Annotated in this window: 15 protein-coding genes and 1 pseudogene; 13 read left to right on the forward strand and 3 right to left on the reverse strand. The window is 47.9% G+C overall.

All coding sequences use genetic code 11. The features are described 5' to 3' along the window. Positions 1-2 precede the first annotated feature (2 nt). The 3 genes and pseudogenes from KXD37_RS09390 to slrR form a co-directional block, all read right to left on the reverse strand. Positions 3-189 (reverse strand): annotated as a pseudogene (locus KXD37_RS09390) (hypothetical protein); the annotation flags it as partial. A 10-nt stretch (positions 190-199) separates the two neighbouring features. Beyond that, positions 200-1,660, reverse strand: a complete 1,461-nt coding sequence (locus tag KXD37_RS09395; RefSeq protein WP_254517888.1) for a carboxylesterase/lipase family protein — start codon at positions 1,658-1,660, stop codon at positions 200-202. Positions 1,661-1,734: 74 nt separating this feature from the next. Further along, on the reverse strand, positions 1,735-2,193 hold the full coding sequence (slrR, locus tag KXD37_RS09400; RefSeq protein WP_101859908.1) for an HTH-type transcriptional regulator SlrR: 459 nt from the start codon (positions 2,191-2,193) through the stop codon (positions 1,735-1,737). Between the two features lie 245 nt (positions 2,194-2,438). Between slrR and KXD37_RS09405 the strand changes: the two genes are divergently transcribed. From KXD37_RS09405 to KXD37_RS09465, 13 genes are all read left to right on the forward strand, one after another. Further along, the gene (locus KXD37_RS09405) at positions 2,439-3,131 is read left to right on the forward strand and encodes a YveK family protein (protein ID WP_106021964.1); all 693 of its coding nucleotides are present in this window, start codon (positions 2,439-2,441) and stop codon (positions 3,129-3,131) included. Positions 3,132-3,153: 22 nt separating this feature from the next. Then, complete coding sequence (gene epsB, locus KXD37_RS09410; RefSeq protein WP_024122936.1) at positions 3,154-3,837, forward strand: protein tyrosine kinase EpsB; 684 nt, start codon at positions 3,154-3,156, stop codon at positions 3,835-3,837. A 233-nt stretch (positions 3,838-4,070) separates the two neighbouring features. Next, positions 4,071-5,891, forward strand: a complete 1,821-nt coding sequence (locus KXD37_RS09415; RefSeq protein WP_174754434.1) for a polysaccharide biosynthesis protein — start codon at positions 4,071-4,073, stop codon at positions 5,889-5,891. An 11-nt stretch (positions 5,892-5,902) separates the two neighbouring features. After that, the gene (locus KXD37_RS09420; RefSeq protein WP_106021965.1) at positions 5,903-7,048 is read left to right on the forward strand and encodes a glycosyltransferase family 4 protein; all 1,146 of its coding nucleotides are present in this window, start codon (positions 5,903-5,905) and stop codon (positions 7,046-7,048) included. Further along, positions 7,045-7,881 carry a glycosyltransferase EpsE gene (epsE, locus tag KXD37_RS09425; protein ID WP_263463493.1) on the forward strand — a complete coding sequence of 279 codons (837 nt, stop codon included), beginning with the start codon at positions 7,045-7,047 and terminating at the stop codon, positions 7,879-7,881. Before KXD37_RS09420 ends, epsE begins: the two co-directional genes overlap by 4 nt. Next, a complete protein-coding gene (locus KXD37_RS09430; protein WP_099043507.1) occupies positions 7,874-9,022 on the forward strand; it encodes a glycosyltransferase family 1 protein in 1,149 nt (382 codons plus the stop codon). The genes epsE and KXD37_RS09430 overlap by 8 nt, the downstream gene beginning before the upstream one ends. A 2-nt stretch (positions 9,023-9,024) precedes the next feature. Continuing rightward, positions 9,025-10,128 carry a biofilm exopolysaccharide biosynthesis protein EpsG gene (gene epsG, locus KXD37_RS09435; RefSeq protein ID WP_024122931.1) on the forward strand — a complete coding sequence of 368 codons (1,104 nt, stop codon included), beginning with the start codon at positions 9,025-9,027 and terminating at the stop codon, positions 10,126-10,128. A 24-nt stretch (positions 10,129-10,152) separates the two neighbouring features. Further along, the gene (locus tag KXD37_RS09440) at positions 10,153-11,187 is read left to right on the forward strand and encodes a glycosyltransferase (protein WP_263463494.1); all 1,035 of its coding nucleotides are present in this window, start codon (positions 10,153-10,155) and stop codon (positions 11,185-11,187) included. A 4-nt stretch (positions 11,188-11,191) separates the two neighbouring features. Continuing rightward, entirely contained in the window at positions 11,192-12,268 is a 1,077-nt protein-coding gene (locus tag KXD37_RS09445; RefSeq protein ID WP_263463495.1) for a polysaccharide pyruvyl transferase family protein, read from the forward strand. Further along, entirely contained in the window at positions 12,265-13,299 is a 1,035-nt protein-coding gene (locus KXD37_RS09450; protein WP_106021969.1) for a glycosyltransferase, read from the forward strand. The genes KXD37_RS09445 and KXD37_RS09450 overlap by 4 nt, the downstream gene beginning before the upstream one ends. Beyond that, positions 13,296-14,813: an MATE family efflux transporter gene (locus KXD37_RS09455; RefSeq protein ID WP_151174527.1), complete on the forward strand. Its 1,518-nt coding sequence runs from the start codon at positions 13,296-13,298 to the stop codon at positions 14,811-14,813. Before KXD37_RS09450 ends, KXD37_RS09455 begins: the two co-directional genes overlap by 4 nt. Then, positions 14,810-15,418: a sugar transferase gene (locus KXD37_RS09460; RefSeq protein ID WP_101864748.1), complete on the forward strand. Its 609-nt coding sequence runs from the start codon at positions 14,810-14,812 to the stop codon at positions 15,416-15,418. The genes KXD37_RS09455 and KXD37_RS09460 overlap by 4 nt, the downstream gene beginning before the upstream one ends. Then, positions 15,415-16,053 (forward strand): acetyltransferase, encoded by a 639-nt coding sequence (locus tag KXD37_RS09465; RefSeq protein ID WP_188323320.1) that lies wholly within the window; start codon positions 15,415-15,417, stop codon positions 16,051-16,053. Before KXD37_RS09460 ends, KXD37_RS09465 begins: the two co-directional genes overlap by 4 nt. Position 16,054: the final 1 nt, after the last annotated feature.

Below are 16,054 nucleotides of genomic sequence, written 5' to 3' on the forward strand. Positions count from 1 at the left end.
GACTTCTCTTTACCGGGTTCTTTTTGCTGAGTATGTGGGCACCATCACAATTCCTGCGAAAAACAGTATGATTCCAATCCAGCGAATGGGCTGGTAATAAGCTGTGTCTCGCAAAAAAACGACTGCTGATAAAATGAAGATACACGCTGCCACAACGATGACGGCACCCAAGCAGCCCGATTTCCCCATGTGATTCTCCTTATGAGTTTAATAGTTTTTTCCGCTTCTCACCATCAGGATCATGCTCAATAGAAAGTTCGGAATTCAAAATCAAGGTTTCTCGTTTGTCTTCAGTATAAGCCGGCCATTGTACATCCTCGCAGCTTGGATTTCCTGTTTTTGCGAAGGCAAGCCATGCTGATTGTATCGTGTGTGAGAGCTGTTTGACCTCATCCGTAATGTCTGCTTGTACCATTCGTTTCAGTCCGTTTAGATTGCCGAACACAAACGGCAGTTCCAGTGCGTGAAACGCTTTATTGTACGGCGGCTTGTCCGGATGCCAGTCGAATCGGTACATCCAGACAGGTGCGTAACGGGACTGGGCGGAGGCGCAGGCGACGGCCGGGCGCCAAAACAGCAAATCGGTCATGATATGAATTTGGCTTTCGAGAGAGCGCGGATACAGCTCGGCCGCTTTCTTTGCCAGCGGCTGACCCAATAGATACTCAAGCGCTTCATCAATTGTTTCCTGAGAGTGAACTTCTGAATCCGGCGTGAAAAATAAATACCCTTCATCACGATTTGTTCCGATTAACAGCGGAATGCCGTCAGCGGCTCCTTCAGCGATGGCTTTCTCCGGCTCAGCAGGCAGTGTTTTCGGATCAAGTGCAGGCTGGAAGAACAGCTGAAAGATATTTTCATTTTCGGTTTTTCGCAGCTGGTCGGCGGCTTTAAGCAAATCTTCCGCAGACACAGTATGCAGCCTGTCCAATTGGTAACGGTCAATTCCAAGGATTCGTAAAAAAGCATGCGCGGTGCTTGCCGCTTTTTCTTCTGTCATGGTTCGGGAAGAGCCGCTTTCCAAGATTGCTTTCTGGAACAGGCCTTTTGCAGCAGGCATGGCAAGCAGTGCGGCAATGCTCATACCGCCTGCTGATTCTCCAAACACCGTTACATTTTCCGGATCGCCGCCAAACGCAGAGATATTGTCCTTGACCCATTTCAGAGCCGCGGTTTGGTCAAGCAGTCCAAGGTTGTCGGAATACGCTTCATCAATGGAAGACAAATGCAAAAAGCCGAATGGCCCCAGCCGATAGTTCAGAGTGACGACAATGACATCTCCCTGAGCCGCCAGGTTCGAGCCGTCGTATAAAGGCTCACTGCCCGCGCCGAGATAAAATGTGCCGCCATGAATCCACACCATGACAGGACGATTTTTGCCCGGAGTGTCAGGTGCAAATACATTTACATACAGGCAGTCCTCAGACTGGCGGGGGAGTTCAGGGTATGAATATGACAGTAAATCAGGCGGCTGCGGGCAAACCGGGCCGTATGCAGTTGCGTCCAGTACGCCTTCCCAGGCCGCCGGCGGATCAGGTGCTTTAAAGCGCAATTGTCCGACGGGCGGCTTTGCGTAGGGGATGCCTTTCCATGTTTGGACACCGTTTTTTGAAATGCCTTTCACTGTGCCGTATTGCGTTTTGACCACTGATTCAGACATAGCGTTCTCTCCCTTTTCCCCCCATTATAGCCATATTTGACCTTACGATGCGAACCTCAGCCCTTCTACGATATTCATTTTCCCATCGTTTTTAAAAAGGATTTGACTTCCTGAACCGTCAGGCCGATTTCTCTCGCTTCCGCCATCAGCGCTTTCCACTCTTCTATATTCGATTCTGTCAGCTTTCGGTTTCGGTAGGAGGCGGTTTCAGGCTCCTCTTTCTTTAGCTTGTTCGTAAAAGTGAACAATTCTTCTTTTTCCATTCCGGCTTGAACAGCTTGTACAAGATGCACACGCCATTCTTCCTCTCCGCCGCTGATTTTTTGATACATCATCGTTTCAGCGTCGAATAATTCTGTTAATTCGACATCCAGGGTTGCTGATACTTTTTTCAAAAATTGAACGGACGGATTCGTATGAACGCCTCTTTCAATCTTGCTTAAATAGGATTTAGAAACGCCTGACTCGATAGCCAGCTGATTAATAGAATAGCCTTTTCTTTTGCGGTACAAACGGATAATTCTTCCAATCATAATATGAAATTCTCCTCTATTCCTGTCGTTATTTCGTTCATTATAAGGAATTATTCGTTCTTTATAAAATTTAAAATAATAAGGGAAGCGCAGTAAATAAGAGGAAAATCATGATATTGTTCTCTAAAGAGAACTTATTGGCTTATTTTGCAATTTTTAAATAATAAAGTTTTCTTTTATAATCCAATCATTAACAGAAAGGGGCTTGGGAAGCCAGCCGTGAGAAGGCTGAAGGCTATGAATATATGAATGAGAATATGAGTTTTAAAGAGTTATACGCGATTGTCAGACATAGATTCGTGCTGATTCTGCTCATCACAATAGGCGTCACCTTTATTACAGGTTTTGTGCAATTTAAGGTTATTTCACCGACTTATCAGGCGTCGACTCAAGTGCTGATTCATGAATCAGACGGTGAAGAAAACTCGAATCTCAGTGACATCCAGCGAAATCTTCAGTACAGCAGCACGTTCCAATCGATTATAAAAAGCACGGCCTTGATGGAAGAGGTCAAGTCGGAATTGCATCTTTCTGAATCGGCTTCCTCGCTGAAAGGAAAAGTGATGACAAGCAGTGAAAATGAATCGGAAATTATTACCATTGCTGTTCAGGATCACAATCCCGAGCGAGCGGCTAAGATTGCGAACACGTTAGTCAGCAAGTTTGAAAAAGAAGTAGATGAAAGAATGAATGTCCAAGGCGTACATATTCTATCAGAGGCGAAGGCTTCTGAAAGCTCGATGATCAAGCCGTCCCGAATGAGAAATATGGTCATGGCTTTTGGGGCGGCCGTGATGGGCGGCATTACACTGGCATTTTTTCTGCATTTTCTCGATGATACGTGCAAAAGCGCACGGCAGCTCAGCGAGAAAACCGGATTGCCCTGCTTAGGCTCCGTCCCTGATGTCAAAAAGAAACGGAATCGCAGGGTTGGATAAAACATTTCGAGGAGTGAAGTGAGTGGTCTTTAGAAAAAAGAAAGCAAGGCGAGGTTTGGCTCAAATATCCGTTTTACATCATAAATCAATTGTTGCGGAACAATATCGCACCATTCGGACAAACATTGAGTTTTCATCCGTACAGACCAACTTGCGGTCCATTCTCGTCACCTCCTCTGTGCCTGGTGAAGGAAAATCGTTCAGTGCAGCGAATCTTGCGGCAGTCTTTGCGCAGCAGCAGGAAAAGAAAGTGCTGCTGGTGGACGCCGATTTAAGAAAACCGACAATTAACCAGACGTTTCAGGTTGAAAATCTGACCGGGCTGACAAATGTGCTGGTCGGCAATGCTTCTCTAAATGAAACGGTGCAAAAGACCCCGATCGATAACTTATATGTGCTGACAAGCGGACCGACGCCGCCGAATCCGGCAGAACTGTTATCCTCGAAGGCAATGGGAGATTTGATATCAGATATCTATGACCAATTCAGTCTGGTGATCTTTGATTCTCCTCCGCTTTTAGCTGTCGCGGACGCTCAAATTTTAGCGAACCAGACAGATGGAAGCGTGCTCGTTGTCTTAAGCGGAAAAACAAAAACCGATACCGTCCTGAAAGCGAAGGACGCACTGGAGCAATCCAATGCAAAGCTGTTAGGCGCTCTCTTAAATAAAAAGAAAATGAAAAAATCTGAACACTATTCCTATTAATTTTTGCTTTTAGGTGATGTCTCCTTACCTGTATCAATGGAGGCACTCGGCTCCGCTGTGGGCAAGCTTGAACAGGCTGCCTTAGATGCTGGTCGTCGCTGGCGGGGCGTGAGGACGGGTTAAATGCCCACTTATTTGATATACATAGGAAATGTTATCGGTTTAGCTGCTGTCGTTTTTTAGATGACGAAACCGCCGCAGCTAAACCGATAAAAGTATTAGGGGGGAAAAGGTTGAGTTACCGGAGAAGACTGTCAATGATTATCGCGCTGGATACTTATCTCGTTTTGAATTCAGTTATTGCAGGATATCAATTTTTAAAAGATTCTTATCAATTTTATGACTCCGGAGCATTATTGCTTACCGCTGTCAGCTTGCTCCTCAGCTATCATGTATGTGCTATCCTGTTCCGTCAGTATAAACAAGTCTGGACATACACCGGGCTTGGCGAACTGATCGCTCTGCTTAAGGTCATTACGATTTCAGCCGCTGTGACCGGCATCATTCAGTACGCTGTGTATCATACAATGTTTTTCCGGCTGTTAACGGCGTGCTGGGTGCTTCAGCTTCTGTTCATCGGGGGGACCCGCGTTTTATCGAGAATATTAAAAGAAAGCATCAGAAAAAAACGCAGCACGTCGGCCCGCGCATTGATTATCGGAGCGGGATCAGGCGGAACCCTGATGGTCAGGCAGCTGCTGCAGAAAGACGATCCTGACATTACACCTGTCGCTTTTATTGATGACGATCAAACGAAACATAAGCTGGAAATGATGGGACTGCCCGTCATCGGCGGAAAAGAAAGTATCATGCCTGCGGTGCAAAAGCTCAAAATTAACTATATTATCATTGCGATTCCTTCTCTCCGTACCCATGAACTGCAGGTGCTATACAAAGAATGCGTGCGGACCGGAGTGAACATCAAAATCATGCCTCATTTTGATGAAATGCTGCTTGGAACGCGCACTGCCGGGCAAATCAGAGATGTAAAGGCTGAGGATTTACTCGGCAGGAAGCCGATAACCCTCGACACAAGCGAAATTTCAAACCGCATCAAAGAAAAAACAGTTCTCGTCACAGGAGCGGGCGGTTCAATCGGCTCGGAAATCTGCCGGCAAATCAGCGCGTTCCAGCCTAAGGAAATCGTTCTTCTCGGCCATGGGGAAAACAGCATTCATTCTATTTATTCTGAACTGAATGGACGATTCGGCAAACACATCGTGTTCCACACAGAAATTGCGGATGTGCAGGACCGCGACAAAATGTTTACCTTAATGAAAAAATACGAACCGCACGTCGTCTATCATGCGGCTGCCCATAAGCATGTGCCTTTAATGGAGCACAACCCCGAAGAGGCAGTCAAAAACAACATTATCGGAACAAAAAATGTGGCGGAAGCGGCAGATATGTGCGGGACAGAGACATTTGTGCTCATTTCATCTGATAAAGCGGTGAACCCGGCCAATGTAATGGGGGCAACAAAACGCTTTGCTGAAATGATTATTATGAATTTGGGGAAATTCAGCAGAACAAAATTCGTCGCTGTCCGCTTTGGCAATGTGCTTGGCAGCCGAGGCAGCGTCATTCCGGTTTTTAAGAAACAGATTGAAAAAGGCGGTCCCGTTACGGTGACACATCCGGCGATGACCCGTTATTTCATGACCATTCCCGAAGCGTCACGGCTTGTCATCCAAGCTGGAGCGCTGGCGAAAGGACGCCAAATTTTTGTTCTTGATATGGGCGAGCCCGTGAAGATTGTCGATCTCGCCAAAAACCTCATTCATTTATCTGGCTACACGACGGAGCAGATTCCGATTGAGTTCACAGGCATTCGCCCGGGTGAAAAAATGTATGAGGAGCTGCTGAACAAAAATGAAGTTCACGCTGAACAAGTTTTTCCGAAAATCCATATCGGCAAAGCGGTGGACGGCGACTGGCCATTGCTGATGCGCTTTATAGAAGATTTCAATCAGCTGCCGGAAGCCGAGCTCAGAGAGCGGCTGTTTGCGGCAATAGACACATCAAACGAAATGACGGCTGCCGGCGTTCGTTAGGGGGAGTGGAGATGACGAAAAAAATACTATTTTGTGCCACTGTCGATTATCACTTTAAAGCTTTTCATCTTCCTTACTTTAAATGGTTTAAACAATTGGGCTGGAAGGTTCATGTTGCTGCGAGCGGACAGACGCGGCTGCCGTATGTCGATGAGAAATTCTCCATTCCGATCCGAAGGTCACCCTTTCATCCTCAGAACATTGCCGTTTACAGACAGCTGAAGAAAGTGATCGAGACCAATCAGTACGACATCGTCCATTGCCATACGCCGGTCGGCGGTGTTCTTGCCCGGCTTGCGTCACGGCATGCGAGACGAAACGGAACAAAGGTGATCTACACCGCTCACGGATTTCATTTTTGCAGCGGAGCGCCGATGAAAAACTGGGTCCTTTATTATCCGGTTGAAAAATGGCTTTCTGCCTATACAGACTGCCTGATCACCATAAATGAAGAAGATTACACACGAGCGAAAGGGCTTCAAAGACCGGGCGGAATGACAGAAAAAATTCACGGCATCGGCGTTAATACAGACAGGTTCCGGCCAGTCAGCCTTGAAGAGCAGCATAGGCTGAGAGAAAAGCACGGCTTCCAAAAAGACGACTTTATATTGATCTATCCGGCTGAACTGAACCTAAACAAAAATCAGAAGCTGTTAATTGAAGCTGCCGCACTGCTGAAAGATAAGATTCCTGAGCTCCGTCTTGTTTTTGCCGGAGAAGGAGCGATGGAACAAACGTATCGGGCCTTAGCTGAAAAGCTTGGAGCTTCCCGCAATGTTTGCTTTTACGGCTTTTGCCGCGATATTCACGAGCTGATCCAGCTTGCGGATGTATCTGTCGCATCCAGCATCAGAGAAGGCCTCGGCATGAATGTGCTTGAGGGAATGGCGGCGGAGAAGCCGGCGATTGCCACTGAGAACCGCGGACACCGGGAAATCATCCGGGACGGAAAAAACGGGTTTCTCATCAAAATTGGCGACAGCGCCGCTTTTGCCGATCGGATTGAACAGCTCTACCTTGAGCCGGAACTGCGGAGAACACTCGGACAGGAAGGCCGCCAAACAGCCTTGCGCTTTTCGGAAGCGCGAACGGTAGAAGAAATGGCAGATATTTATTCCGTGTACATGGATATGGATAAAAAGGAGAAAAGCGTATGAATTCAGGACCGAAAGTTTCTGTCATTATGGGCATTTATAATTGTGAACGCACTTTGGCGGAAAGCATTGAATCCATTCTCAGCCAATCCTATAAAAATTGGGAGCTGATTATGTGCGATGATGCGTCAACAGACGGCACGCTCCGTATTGCGAAGCAGTATGCCGCTCATTACAGCGACCGCATCAAGCTGATTCACAATCAAACAAACAAGCGGCTGGCCGCTTCGTTAAATCACTGTCTTTCTTATGCGACAGGCGAGTATATCGCCCGTCAGGACGGAGATGATCTGTCCTTTCCGCGCCGTCTGGAGAAGCAGGTTGCCTTTTTAGAAAAGCATCGGCACTACCAGGTGGTCGGCACCGGCATGCTAGTGTTTGATGAATTTGGCGTAAGGGGCCCACGGATGCTGCCTTCTGTTCCGGAGCCGGCCATCATGGCGAAAGGGACGCCGTTTTGTCATGGGACAATCATGATGAGAGCCAGCGCTTACCGTACGCTGAAAGGCTATCGTTCGGTGCGGCGGACAAGACGAATGGAGGATATCGATTTGTGGCTCCGCTTTTTTGGAGAGGGCTTCCGAGGCTATAACCTCCAAGAAGCGCTGTATAAAGTAAGGGAAGACAGCGACGCATTCAAGAGGCGGTCTTTTACCTATTCAATCGACAACGCTATTCTTGTGTACCAGGCATGCAGACGCCTGAAGCTTCCTTTTTCCGCTTACATCTATATCGCAAAACCGCTCATTCGCGCGTTTATGCCTCCTGCTGTGATGAATCGTTATCATAAAAAAAGAGTGATGAATCAGAAGGAAGGGCTTGTGAAGCATGAATAACAGCCAGCAGCGCGTGCTCCATGTTCTCAGCGGCATGAACAGGGGCGGCGCGGAAACCATGGTCATGAATTTATATCGGAAAATGGATAGAAGCAAGGTGCAATTTGATTTTTTAACCTATCGAAATGATCCGTGCGCTTATGATGAAGAAATTTTATCGCTAGGCGGGCGGCTTTTTTATGTCCCGAGTATCGGACAAAGCAATCCCCTCACATTTGTGAAGAATGTAAGAAACACAATAAAAGAAAACGGGCCGTTCAGCGCGGTTCATGCGCACACAGATTTTCAAACCGGCTTTATCGCGCTTGCGGCAAGGCTAGCCGGGGTGCAGGTCAGAGTATGCCATTCCCATAACACCTCGTGGAAGACCGGCTTCAATTGGAAGGACCGCCTGCAGCTGATGGTGTTCAGACGCCTCATTTTGGCTTATGCGACTGAATTGTGCGCTTGCGGAGAGGATGCGGGCCGGTTTTTGTTCGGGCGATCCAATATGGAGCGGAAGCGTGTTCATCTGCTGCCGAACGGAATCGACCTTGATCTGTTCTCTCCCGCCGGGCAGGCGGCCGATGACGAAAAAAAAGCACGCGGCATAGCATCTGACCGTCTGATCATTGGTCATGTGGCCCGATTTCATGAAGTGAAAAACCACGCGTTTTTGCTGAAGCTTGCCGTTCACCTGAAAAAACGGGGAGTTCGTTTTCAGATGGTTCTCGCAGGAGACGGACCGCTGCGGGAGCAGATGGAGGAGGAAGCGCGGCGGCTGAATCTGCTTTCAGATGTCCTCTTTTTAGGAACTGAAGAACACATTCATGAGCTCATGCGCACCTTTGATGTATTTGTCATGCCGTCATTGTACGAAGGCTTGCCTGTTGTGCTTGTGGAAGCGCAGGCTTCGGGCCTTCCGTGCATTATTTCCGACACGATCACAGAAAAAGTCGACACGGGGCTCGGACTTGTGAAAAGGGTGAGTCTCTCTAAGCCGATGGATATTTGGGCTGAAACAATTGTAAGAGCGGCCGCCGCAGGCAGGCCGAAGCGGGAGCTCGTGAAAGATACCCTTGCGAAACTTGGCTATGATGCGCGGCGAAATGTGGGTGCATTGATGAATTTATATCAGATTAGCACTGAAAAAGGACAATAAAAATGATTGTGTATGTCGTCAATATGGGAATTGTATATATTTGGTCTTGGTTTGCTAAAATGTGCGGCGGCCGGGATGAGTCACTTGCGACCGGCTATCGTCCGAACAAGCTTCTCATTTGGATTCCGCTTGCCTCACTTGTGCTTGTTTCGGGCCTGCGTTACAGGGTCGGTACAGATTTTCAGACGTATACGCTGCTGTATCAAATGGCAGGAGACTATCAAAATATTTGGCAGATATTCGGTTTCGGCACGGCGAAAACGGCAACAGATCCGGGCTTTACCGCACTGCTATGGCTGATGAATTTCATCACGAAGGACCCGCAAATCATGTATGTGACCGTTGCGGCCGTGACCTATATCTTTATTATCAAGACGCTGGCAGACTACGGAAGACCGTTTGAGCTGAGCGTCTTTTTATTTTTAGGAACCTTTCATTATTACGCATCCTTTAACGGAATCAGACAATACATGGTGGCAGCCGCTTTGTTTTGGGCGATTCGCTATATCATCAATGGAAACTGGAAGCGTTATTTTCTGATTGTGCTGGTCAGTTCGCTCTTTCACTCCTCGGCGCTGGTGATGATTCCGGTCTATTTTATTGTCAGAAGAAAAGCCTGGTCACCGGCAATATTCGGCCTCTCAGCTTTATTTCTCGGCATGACCTTTTTGTATCAGAAATTTATTTCGGTATTTGTCGTTGTCCTTGAAAACAGCTCATACAGCCATTATGAAAAGTGGCTGATGACAAATACAAACGGAATGAATGTGGTCAAAATCGCTGTTTTGGTCCTGCCGCTGTTTTTGGCCTTTTGTTACAGGGAGCGTCTCCGAAAGCTGTGGCCGCAAATCGATATTGTCGTCAATTTGTGCCTTCTCGGGTTTTTATTCGGTCTCTTGGCCACAAAGGACGTGATCTTTGCCAGGTTTAATATTTACTTCGGACTGTATCAAATGATCCTAGTCCCTTATTTTGTCAGAATATTTGATGAGAAATCGAATGCGTTGATCTATATCGCCATTGTGGTTTGTTATTTTTTATACAGTTATTTGCTTATGCCGGTTGATTCTTCCGTTCTGCCGTACAGAACGATTTTTTCCCGGTAATTTATGCAAGAGGAGCCGGTCATTATGGAAACACCTGCGGTTAGTCTGTTAGTCGCTGTTTATAATACAGAAACCTATATCAGAAACTGCCTTGAATCTTTAAAGAACCAGACATTGGACAATATTGAAATCATCATCGTCAATGACGGTTCGGCAGACGCCAGCCCGGACATCGCGGAGGAATATGCAGAAAAGGATAAACGATTCAGAGTCATTCACCAGGAAAACCAAGGGCTCGGTGCGGTCCGGAACAGAGGGATCGAGGCGGCCCGCGGCGAATTTGTGGCTTTTATTGATTCAGACGATTGGATCGAGCCTGATTATTGCTTGCAAATGGTTCAGGCAGCATCGGAGGAAACCGATCTGGTCATTTGCAACTATGCCGCGGAGTTTGAGGACACTGAAAAAACCGTTGTCTCAGACATTGCGGAAACCTATCAGGATCAGCCGAAGGAGTCCTATATCAAGGCGTTATTCGAAGGGAAGGTCAGGGGATTTTCATGGAATAAACTGTACCGAAGAAGCATGATTGACGCACACCGGCTTTCGTTCCCGCTCAGAGGTGAGCTGGAGCATGTCGAGGATCAGTTTTTCAGCTTCAGGGCACATTTTTTCGCCCGCTCGGTTTCCTATGTAGAAGCGCCTCTCTACCATTATCGCATTCACCTTTCCTCCATCGTGCAGGGTTATCAGAAAAAACTGTTTGAATCAGGACTGGCGCTGTATCAGGCAAACGCAGCGTTTTTACAGGAGAACAACAAGCTGGAGGAGTACCGAAAGGAGCTTGATTTCTTTATCGTTCTCCATGGGACCATCTGTCTCTTGAACGAATGGAAAACAAGCGGCAGCCGGCGTCTTTTGGAAAGGCTCAAAACGGTCGGCGTGATTTGCGCTGATCCGGTGTTTCAAGGCAGTCTGTCGAAAACGGGGACAGCGCCTTTTGACGCAAAACGGTCATGCCTGCTGCTGATGGCGAAATACAGAATGATTCCGCTCGTTGCCATGGCGTCCGCCGCGTATCAGCGAGTGATCGAGTACAAAATGAAAATCAGAGGGTGAAGACATGTCGTTACATTCATTGAAAATCAATCTTGCAGAATGGCTGCTGCTAAAGGTCAAGTACCCGTCTCAATTTTGGCTGGGGGCGGCCGATCAGCCGGAAAAGGCTGCCGCACATAAAAAGAAAATCATTCTGACCCTGCTGCCTTCCCATGACAATTTGGGGGATCACGCCATTGCTTATGCGAGCAAAGCGTTTCTTGAGCATGAATACTCCGATTTTGAAATCGTTGAGGTCGATATGAAGGACATATACAAATCAGCAAAAGCGCTGATCCGCTCCCGCCACCCGGAGGATATGGTCTTTATCATCGGCGGCGGAAACATGGGGGATTTATACCGGTATGAAGAGTGGACGCGCCGCTTTATCATTAAAACGTTTCATGATTATCAAATCGTCCAGCTACCGGCAACCGTTCATTTTTCTGATACGAAAAAGGGACGAAGAGAGCTGAAACGGGCGCAGAAAATTTATAACGCGCACCCTGGTTTATTGCTGATGGCCCGGGATGAAACTACGTATCAATTTATGAAGCGGCATTTTAAAGAAAAAAAGATCCTGAAGCAGCCTGATATGGTGCTGTATTTAGATAGAAGCAGCACCCCTGCGGATCGCGAAGGGGTTTATATGTGTTTGCGCGAGGATCAGGAAAGCGTGCTTCAGGAGGATCAGAGAAACCGCGTGAAGGCCGCTCTTTTTGATGAATTTGGTGATATCAAAGCTTTTACGACAACGATCGGTCGCCGGGTCAGCCGCGGCACACGGGAACAGGAGCTGGAAGCGCTTTGGTCTAAGCTGCAAAGTGCTGAAGCCGTTGTCACAGACAGGCTGCACGGCATGATTTTTTGTGCGCTGACAGGAACGCCGTGTGTAGTGATCCGGTCTTTTGATCATAAAGTCATGGAAGGCTACCAATGGCTGAAAGGTATTCCAACCATGAAGCTGATTGAACAGCCGGAGCCGGAAATTGTGACAGCCGCAGTGAAAGAGCTGCTGACAAAAGAAACAAACCGTGCCGGCTTTCCGCGGGATATGTATTTTAAAGGGCTGCGGGATAAAATCAGCGGTGAAGCACAATGACACCGCTCGTCAGCATTATTGTCCCGATGTATAACGTTGAACCATTCATTGAAGAATGCATCAATTCACTGCTTGCCCAAACGCTTTCCGATATAGAAATCATCCTTGTTAATGATGGAACACCCGATCGATCTGGTGAGATGGCAGCGGCATACGCGAAACGGGATGCAAGAGTTCAAGTCATTCATAAAAAAAATGGCGGCTTGAGTTCGGCACGAAACGCGGGAATCAAAGCGGCGCGCGGCACGTATATCGGGTTTGTAGACGGAGACGATTATGTCTCTCCCGCCATGTTTCAAAGGCTTGCAGAAGAAGCGGAGCAGCACCGGCTCGATATCGCTGGCTGCGGATTTTATAAACAGTTTGAAGACAAACGGGTATACGTACCGCCGCAGCTCGAAACAGGCCGTATGCTGACAAAAGCGGATATAGCTGTACAGCTCCAATGTGCCCACGAAACGAGATTTATCTGGTATGTATGGCGATATGTGTATCGCCGTGAGCTTTTGGAAAGGGCGAACCTGTGGTTTGATGAAAACATCCGTTTTGCTGAAGATTCACCCTTTAATTTATCTGCTTTTTATGAAGCCGAGCGGGTAAAAATGCTGGATGAAGGCTTGTACATATACCGTGAAAATCCGAACAGCCTGACGGAACTCCCTTATAAACCTGCGATGGATGAAAATATCCAAAAACAATATCAAGCCAAACTCGCATTCTACAATCAGTGCGGCTTAGCGGCTGTATGCAAAGAAGATTTAGATGTGTACATTTGCAAGCACCAGCTTCCGATGCTTCTGGCAAACGCCTGTGCCTCACCGCAGCCGGCGAAAGACATCAAAAAACAGATCAGACAGATTTTATCCTATGACATGGTGCGGCAGGCTGTCAGACACACACCGCTCCAGCATGAGAAATTAGGCAGAGGCGAGCGATTGGTCTTAGGGCTGTGCAAATGGCGGCTGATCTTTCTCATCAAACTGTTTTTTGAGACACGGGGAACCATGAAAGGCAGTGCAAAGCAGGCATGAAATTCACCATTAACTTCAGCGCCAATCTCACAGCTTTTCTTCTGTCCGTATTCCTGTCTGTCTGGATGACGCCTTTTATTGTCAAAACGCTCGGTGTGGAGGCTTTCGGCTTTGTGAATTTAACGCAAAATGTGATTAATTATTTTTCAATTATCACGGTGGCGCTCAGCTCCGTGGTTGTGCGTTTTTTTTCTGTTGCAGCCCACAGGGGAGAGCAGGAAAAAGCAAATGCGTATATCAGCAATTATTTGGCTGCGTCTGTTTTGATTTCATTGCTGCTTCTGCTGCCTCTTTTGAGTGCGGCTTTTTTTATTGACCGCGTTATGAACGTCCCTCAGGATCTTTTGGCTGATGTTCGGCTGTCGATTTTGATTGGAAGTTTGCTGTTTCTTTTAACATTTTTGATGGCGGGGTTTGGGGCGGCGCCGTTTTATGCCAATCGGCTGTATATCACCAGTTCTATTCAGGCGGTGCAAATGCTCATCCGTGTATTGTGTGTGCTGGCGCTGTTTGCCTGCTTTACGCCAAAAATCTGGCAGATTCAGCTTGCCGCTTTAGCCGGTGCCGTCATAGCGTCTATTCTGTCTTTCTGCTTTTTCAGAAAACTGATTCCATGGTTTTCATTTAGGCTGAAAGACTTGTCATTCCGCATAAGCAAGGAACTGTTTCAGGCAGGAACCTGGAACTCAGTCAATCAGATCGGCGTGCTGCTTTTTTTGCAGATCGACCTATTGACCGCCAACTTGGTGCTGGGTGCATCTGAAGCGGGAAAATACGCGGCGATTATCCAGTTTCCGCTGCTGCTGCGCAGTTTGGCAGGAACAGTCGCATCTCTATTTGCGCCTGTCATTACTTCTTATTATTCAAAAGGCGATATGGACGGCTTGGTCAAGTACGCCAATCAGGCAGTGAGACTGAACGGGCTTTTGCTTGCGCTTCCGGCTGCATTATTGGGAGGTTTGGCCGGGCCTTTTCTGACGATCTGGCTTGGACCGTCCTTTTCCTCTGTAGTGCCGCTTTTATATATTCACGCCGGATATTTGGCGGTCAGTCTTGCCTTTATGCCGCTGTTTTATATATGGACCGCCTTTAATCAACAAAAAACACCGGCGCTCGTCACCCTGCTGTTAGGCGCAGTGAATGTTGTGCTGGCGGTCACATTAAGCGGGCCGGCGCATCTGGGGCTTTACGGCATTACGCTGGCCGGGGCGATTTCGCTTGTGCTGAAAAATGTCATCTTTACGCCGCTATATGTATCACGCATTACCGGCTACAAAAAGCATGTGTTCTTTACAGGCATGTTCGGTCCGGTCTTTGCCGCTTTATTTGCCTGGGCGGTTTGTGAGGCCATTCAGTTATGTATCACCATTGAAAGCTGGACATCACTGATTGCCGCAGGTGCCGCTGTCAGCTGCTGCTACGGGGTATTCGCTTTTATGCTTGTTTGTACGAAAGAAGAACGACAGCTGGTGCTGAAACGGTTTAGAAAAACGAAAGGAGCTGTAAATATTTGATCCTGAAACGTCTTTTTGATCTGACGGCCGCTATTCTTTTATTGTGCTGCACGGGTGTCATTATTCTATTCACTATCGCCGTTGTCAGGCTGAAAATAGGATCGCCTGTCTTTTTTAAACAAGTACGGCCCGGCCTGCATGGGAAGCCGTTCACCCTTTATAAATTCAGAACGATGACGGACGAACGGGACAGTGAGGGAAATCTGCTGCCGGATGCAGTCAGGCTTACGAAAACAGGCAGGCTGATCAGAAAGCTGAGCATTGATGAGCTGCCACAGCTTCTGAACGTTTTGAAAGGAGACCTCAGCCTCGTCGGTCCCCGGCCGCTGCTGATGGACTATCTGCCGCTTTATACGAAACAGCAGGCACGGCGCCATGAGGTGAAACCCGGGATTACAGGCTGGGCGCAGGTCAACGGCAGAAACGCGATTTCCTGGGAAAAGAAATTTGAACTGGATGTTTGGTACGTTGACAACCGTTCATTCTTGATCGATTTGAAAATTTTATGTCTGACGGTACGCAAAGTTCTTGTGTCAGAAGGTATACAGCAAACCAATCATGTGACCGCAGAACGCTTCACAGGAAGCGGAGATGTGTCCTCATGAGAAACGTGGCCATTGTGGGAGACGGCGGTCACGGAAAGGTGATCAGAGAACTCATAAGCGCCCGTTCAGACACGCGCTTAGCTGCGGTGCTGGACGATAAATTCAGCACATTTGATGCTGAGAAAGAGCTGTACACAGGCCCCTCGGAAGCAATTCCTGAATTGCGCAGACTGATCCCTGACGTCATGTTTGTGATTGCAATTGGAAACAACAGCGTCAGGAAACAGCTGGCGGAGCGGCTGGGGTTATACAAAGAAGATTTCATCACATTAATCCACCCGTCAGCCATCATCAGCAAATCGGCTGTCATCGGGGAGGGAACGGTTATTATGGCCGGTGCGATTATTCAGGCTGATGTTCAGATCGGCGCCCATTGTATCATCAATACGGGCGCGATTGCAGAGCACGACAATCAGATCGGCGATTTTGTTCATCTTTCTCCGCGCGCCACGCTTTCTGGTGGTATTGCGGTTCAAGAAGGGGCTCATGTGGGCACCGGGGCCTCCGTCATTCCGCAGGTTACTATCGGCTCTTGGAGCATTATCGGCGCAGGCTCCGCGGTGATCCGCTCCATCCCTGACGGAGTAACGGCAGCCGGCACCCCGGCGCGCGTGATTTCCTCTATTCAAACCTAAA

The sequence above is a fragment of the Bacillus sp. XT-2 genome (assembly GCF_025696525.1).
In the GTDB taxonomy this organism is placed as follows: domain Bacteria; phylum Bacillota; class Bacilli; order Bacillales; family Bacillaceae; genus Bacillus; species Bacillus halotolerans.

Bases quoted from the DNA above. Each gene is read 5' to 3' on its own strand.
- KXD37_RS09465 (WP_188323320.1), top strand. From the start codon at position 15,415: ATGAGAAACGTGGCCATTGTGGGAGACGGCGGTCACGGAAAGGTGATC.
- KXD37_RS09450 (WP_106021969.1), top strand. From the start codon at position 12,265: ATGACACCGCTCGTCAGCATTATTGTCCCGATGTATAACGTTGAACCA.
- epsE (WP_263463493.1), top strand. From the start codon at position 7,045: ATGAATTCAGGACCGAAAGTTTCTGTCATTATGGGCATTTATAATTGT.
- KXD37_RS09445 (WP_263463495.1), top strand. From the start codon at position 11,192: ATGTCGTTACATTCATTGAAAATCAATCTTGCAGAATGGCTGCTGCTA.
- slrR (WP_101859908.1), bottom strand. From the start codon at position 2,193: ATGATTGGAAGAATTATCCGTTTGTACCGCAAAAGAAAAGGCTATTCT.
- KXD37_RS09430 (WP_099043507.1), top strand. From the start codon at position 7,874: ATGAATAACAGCCAGCAGCGCGTGCTCCATGTTCTCAGCGGCATGAAC.
- epsG (WP_024122931.1), top strand. From the start codon at position 9,025: ATGATTGTGTATGTCGTCAATATGGGAATTGTATATATTTGGTCTTGG.
- KXD37_RS09395 (WP_254517888.1), bottom strand. From the start codon at position 1,660: ATGTCTGAATCAGTGGTCAAAACGCAATACGGCACAGTGAAAGGCATT.
- KXD37_RS09405 (WP_106021964.1), top strand. From the start codon at position 2,439: ATGAATGAGAATATGAGTTTTAAAGAGTTATACGCGATTGTCAGACAT.
- KXD37_RS09420 (WP_106021965.1), top strand. From the start codon at position 5,903: ATGACGAAAAAAATACTATTTTGTGCCACTGTCGATTATCACTTTAAA.
- KXD37_RS09455 (WP_151174527.1), top strand. From the start codon at position 13,296: ATGAAATTCACCATTAACTTCAGCGCCAATCTCACAGCTTTTCTTCTG.
- KXD37_RS09440 (WP_263463494.1), top strand. From the start codon at position 10,153: ATGGAAACACCTGCGGTTAGTCTGTTAGTCGCTGTTTATAATACAGAA.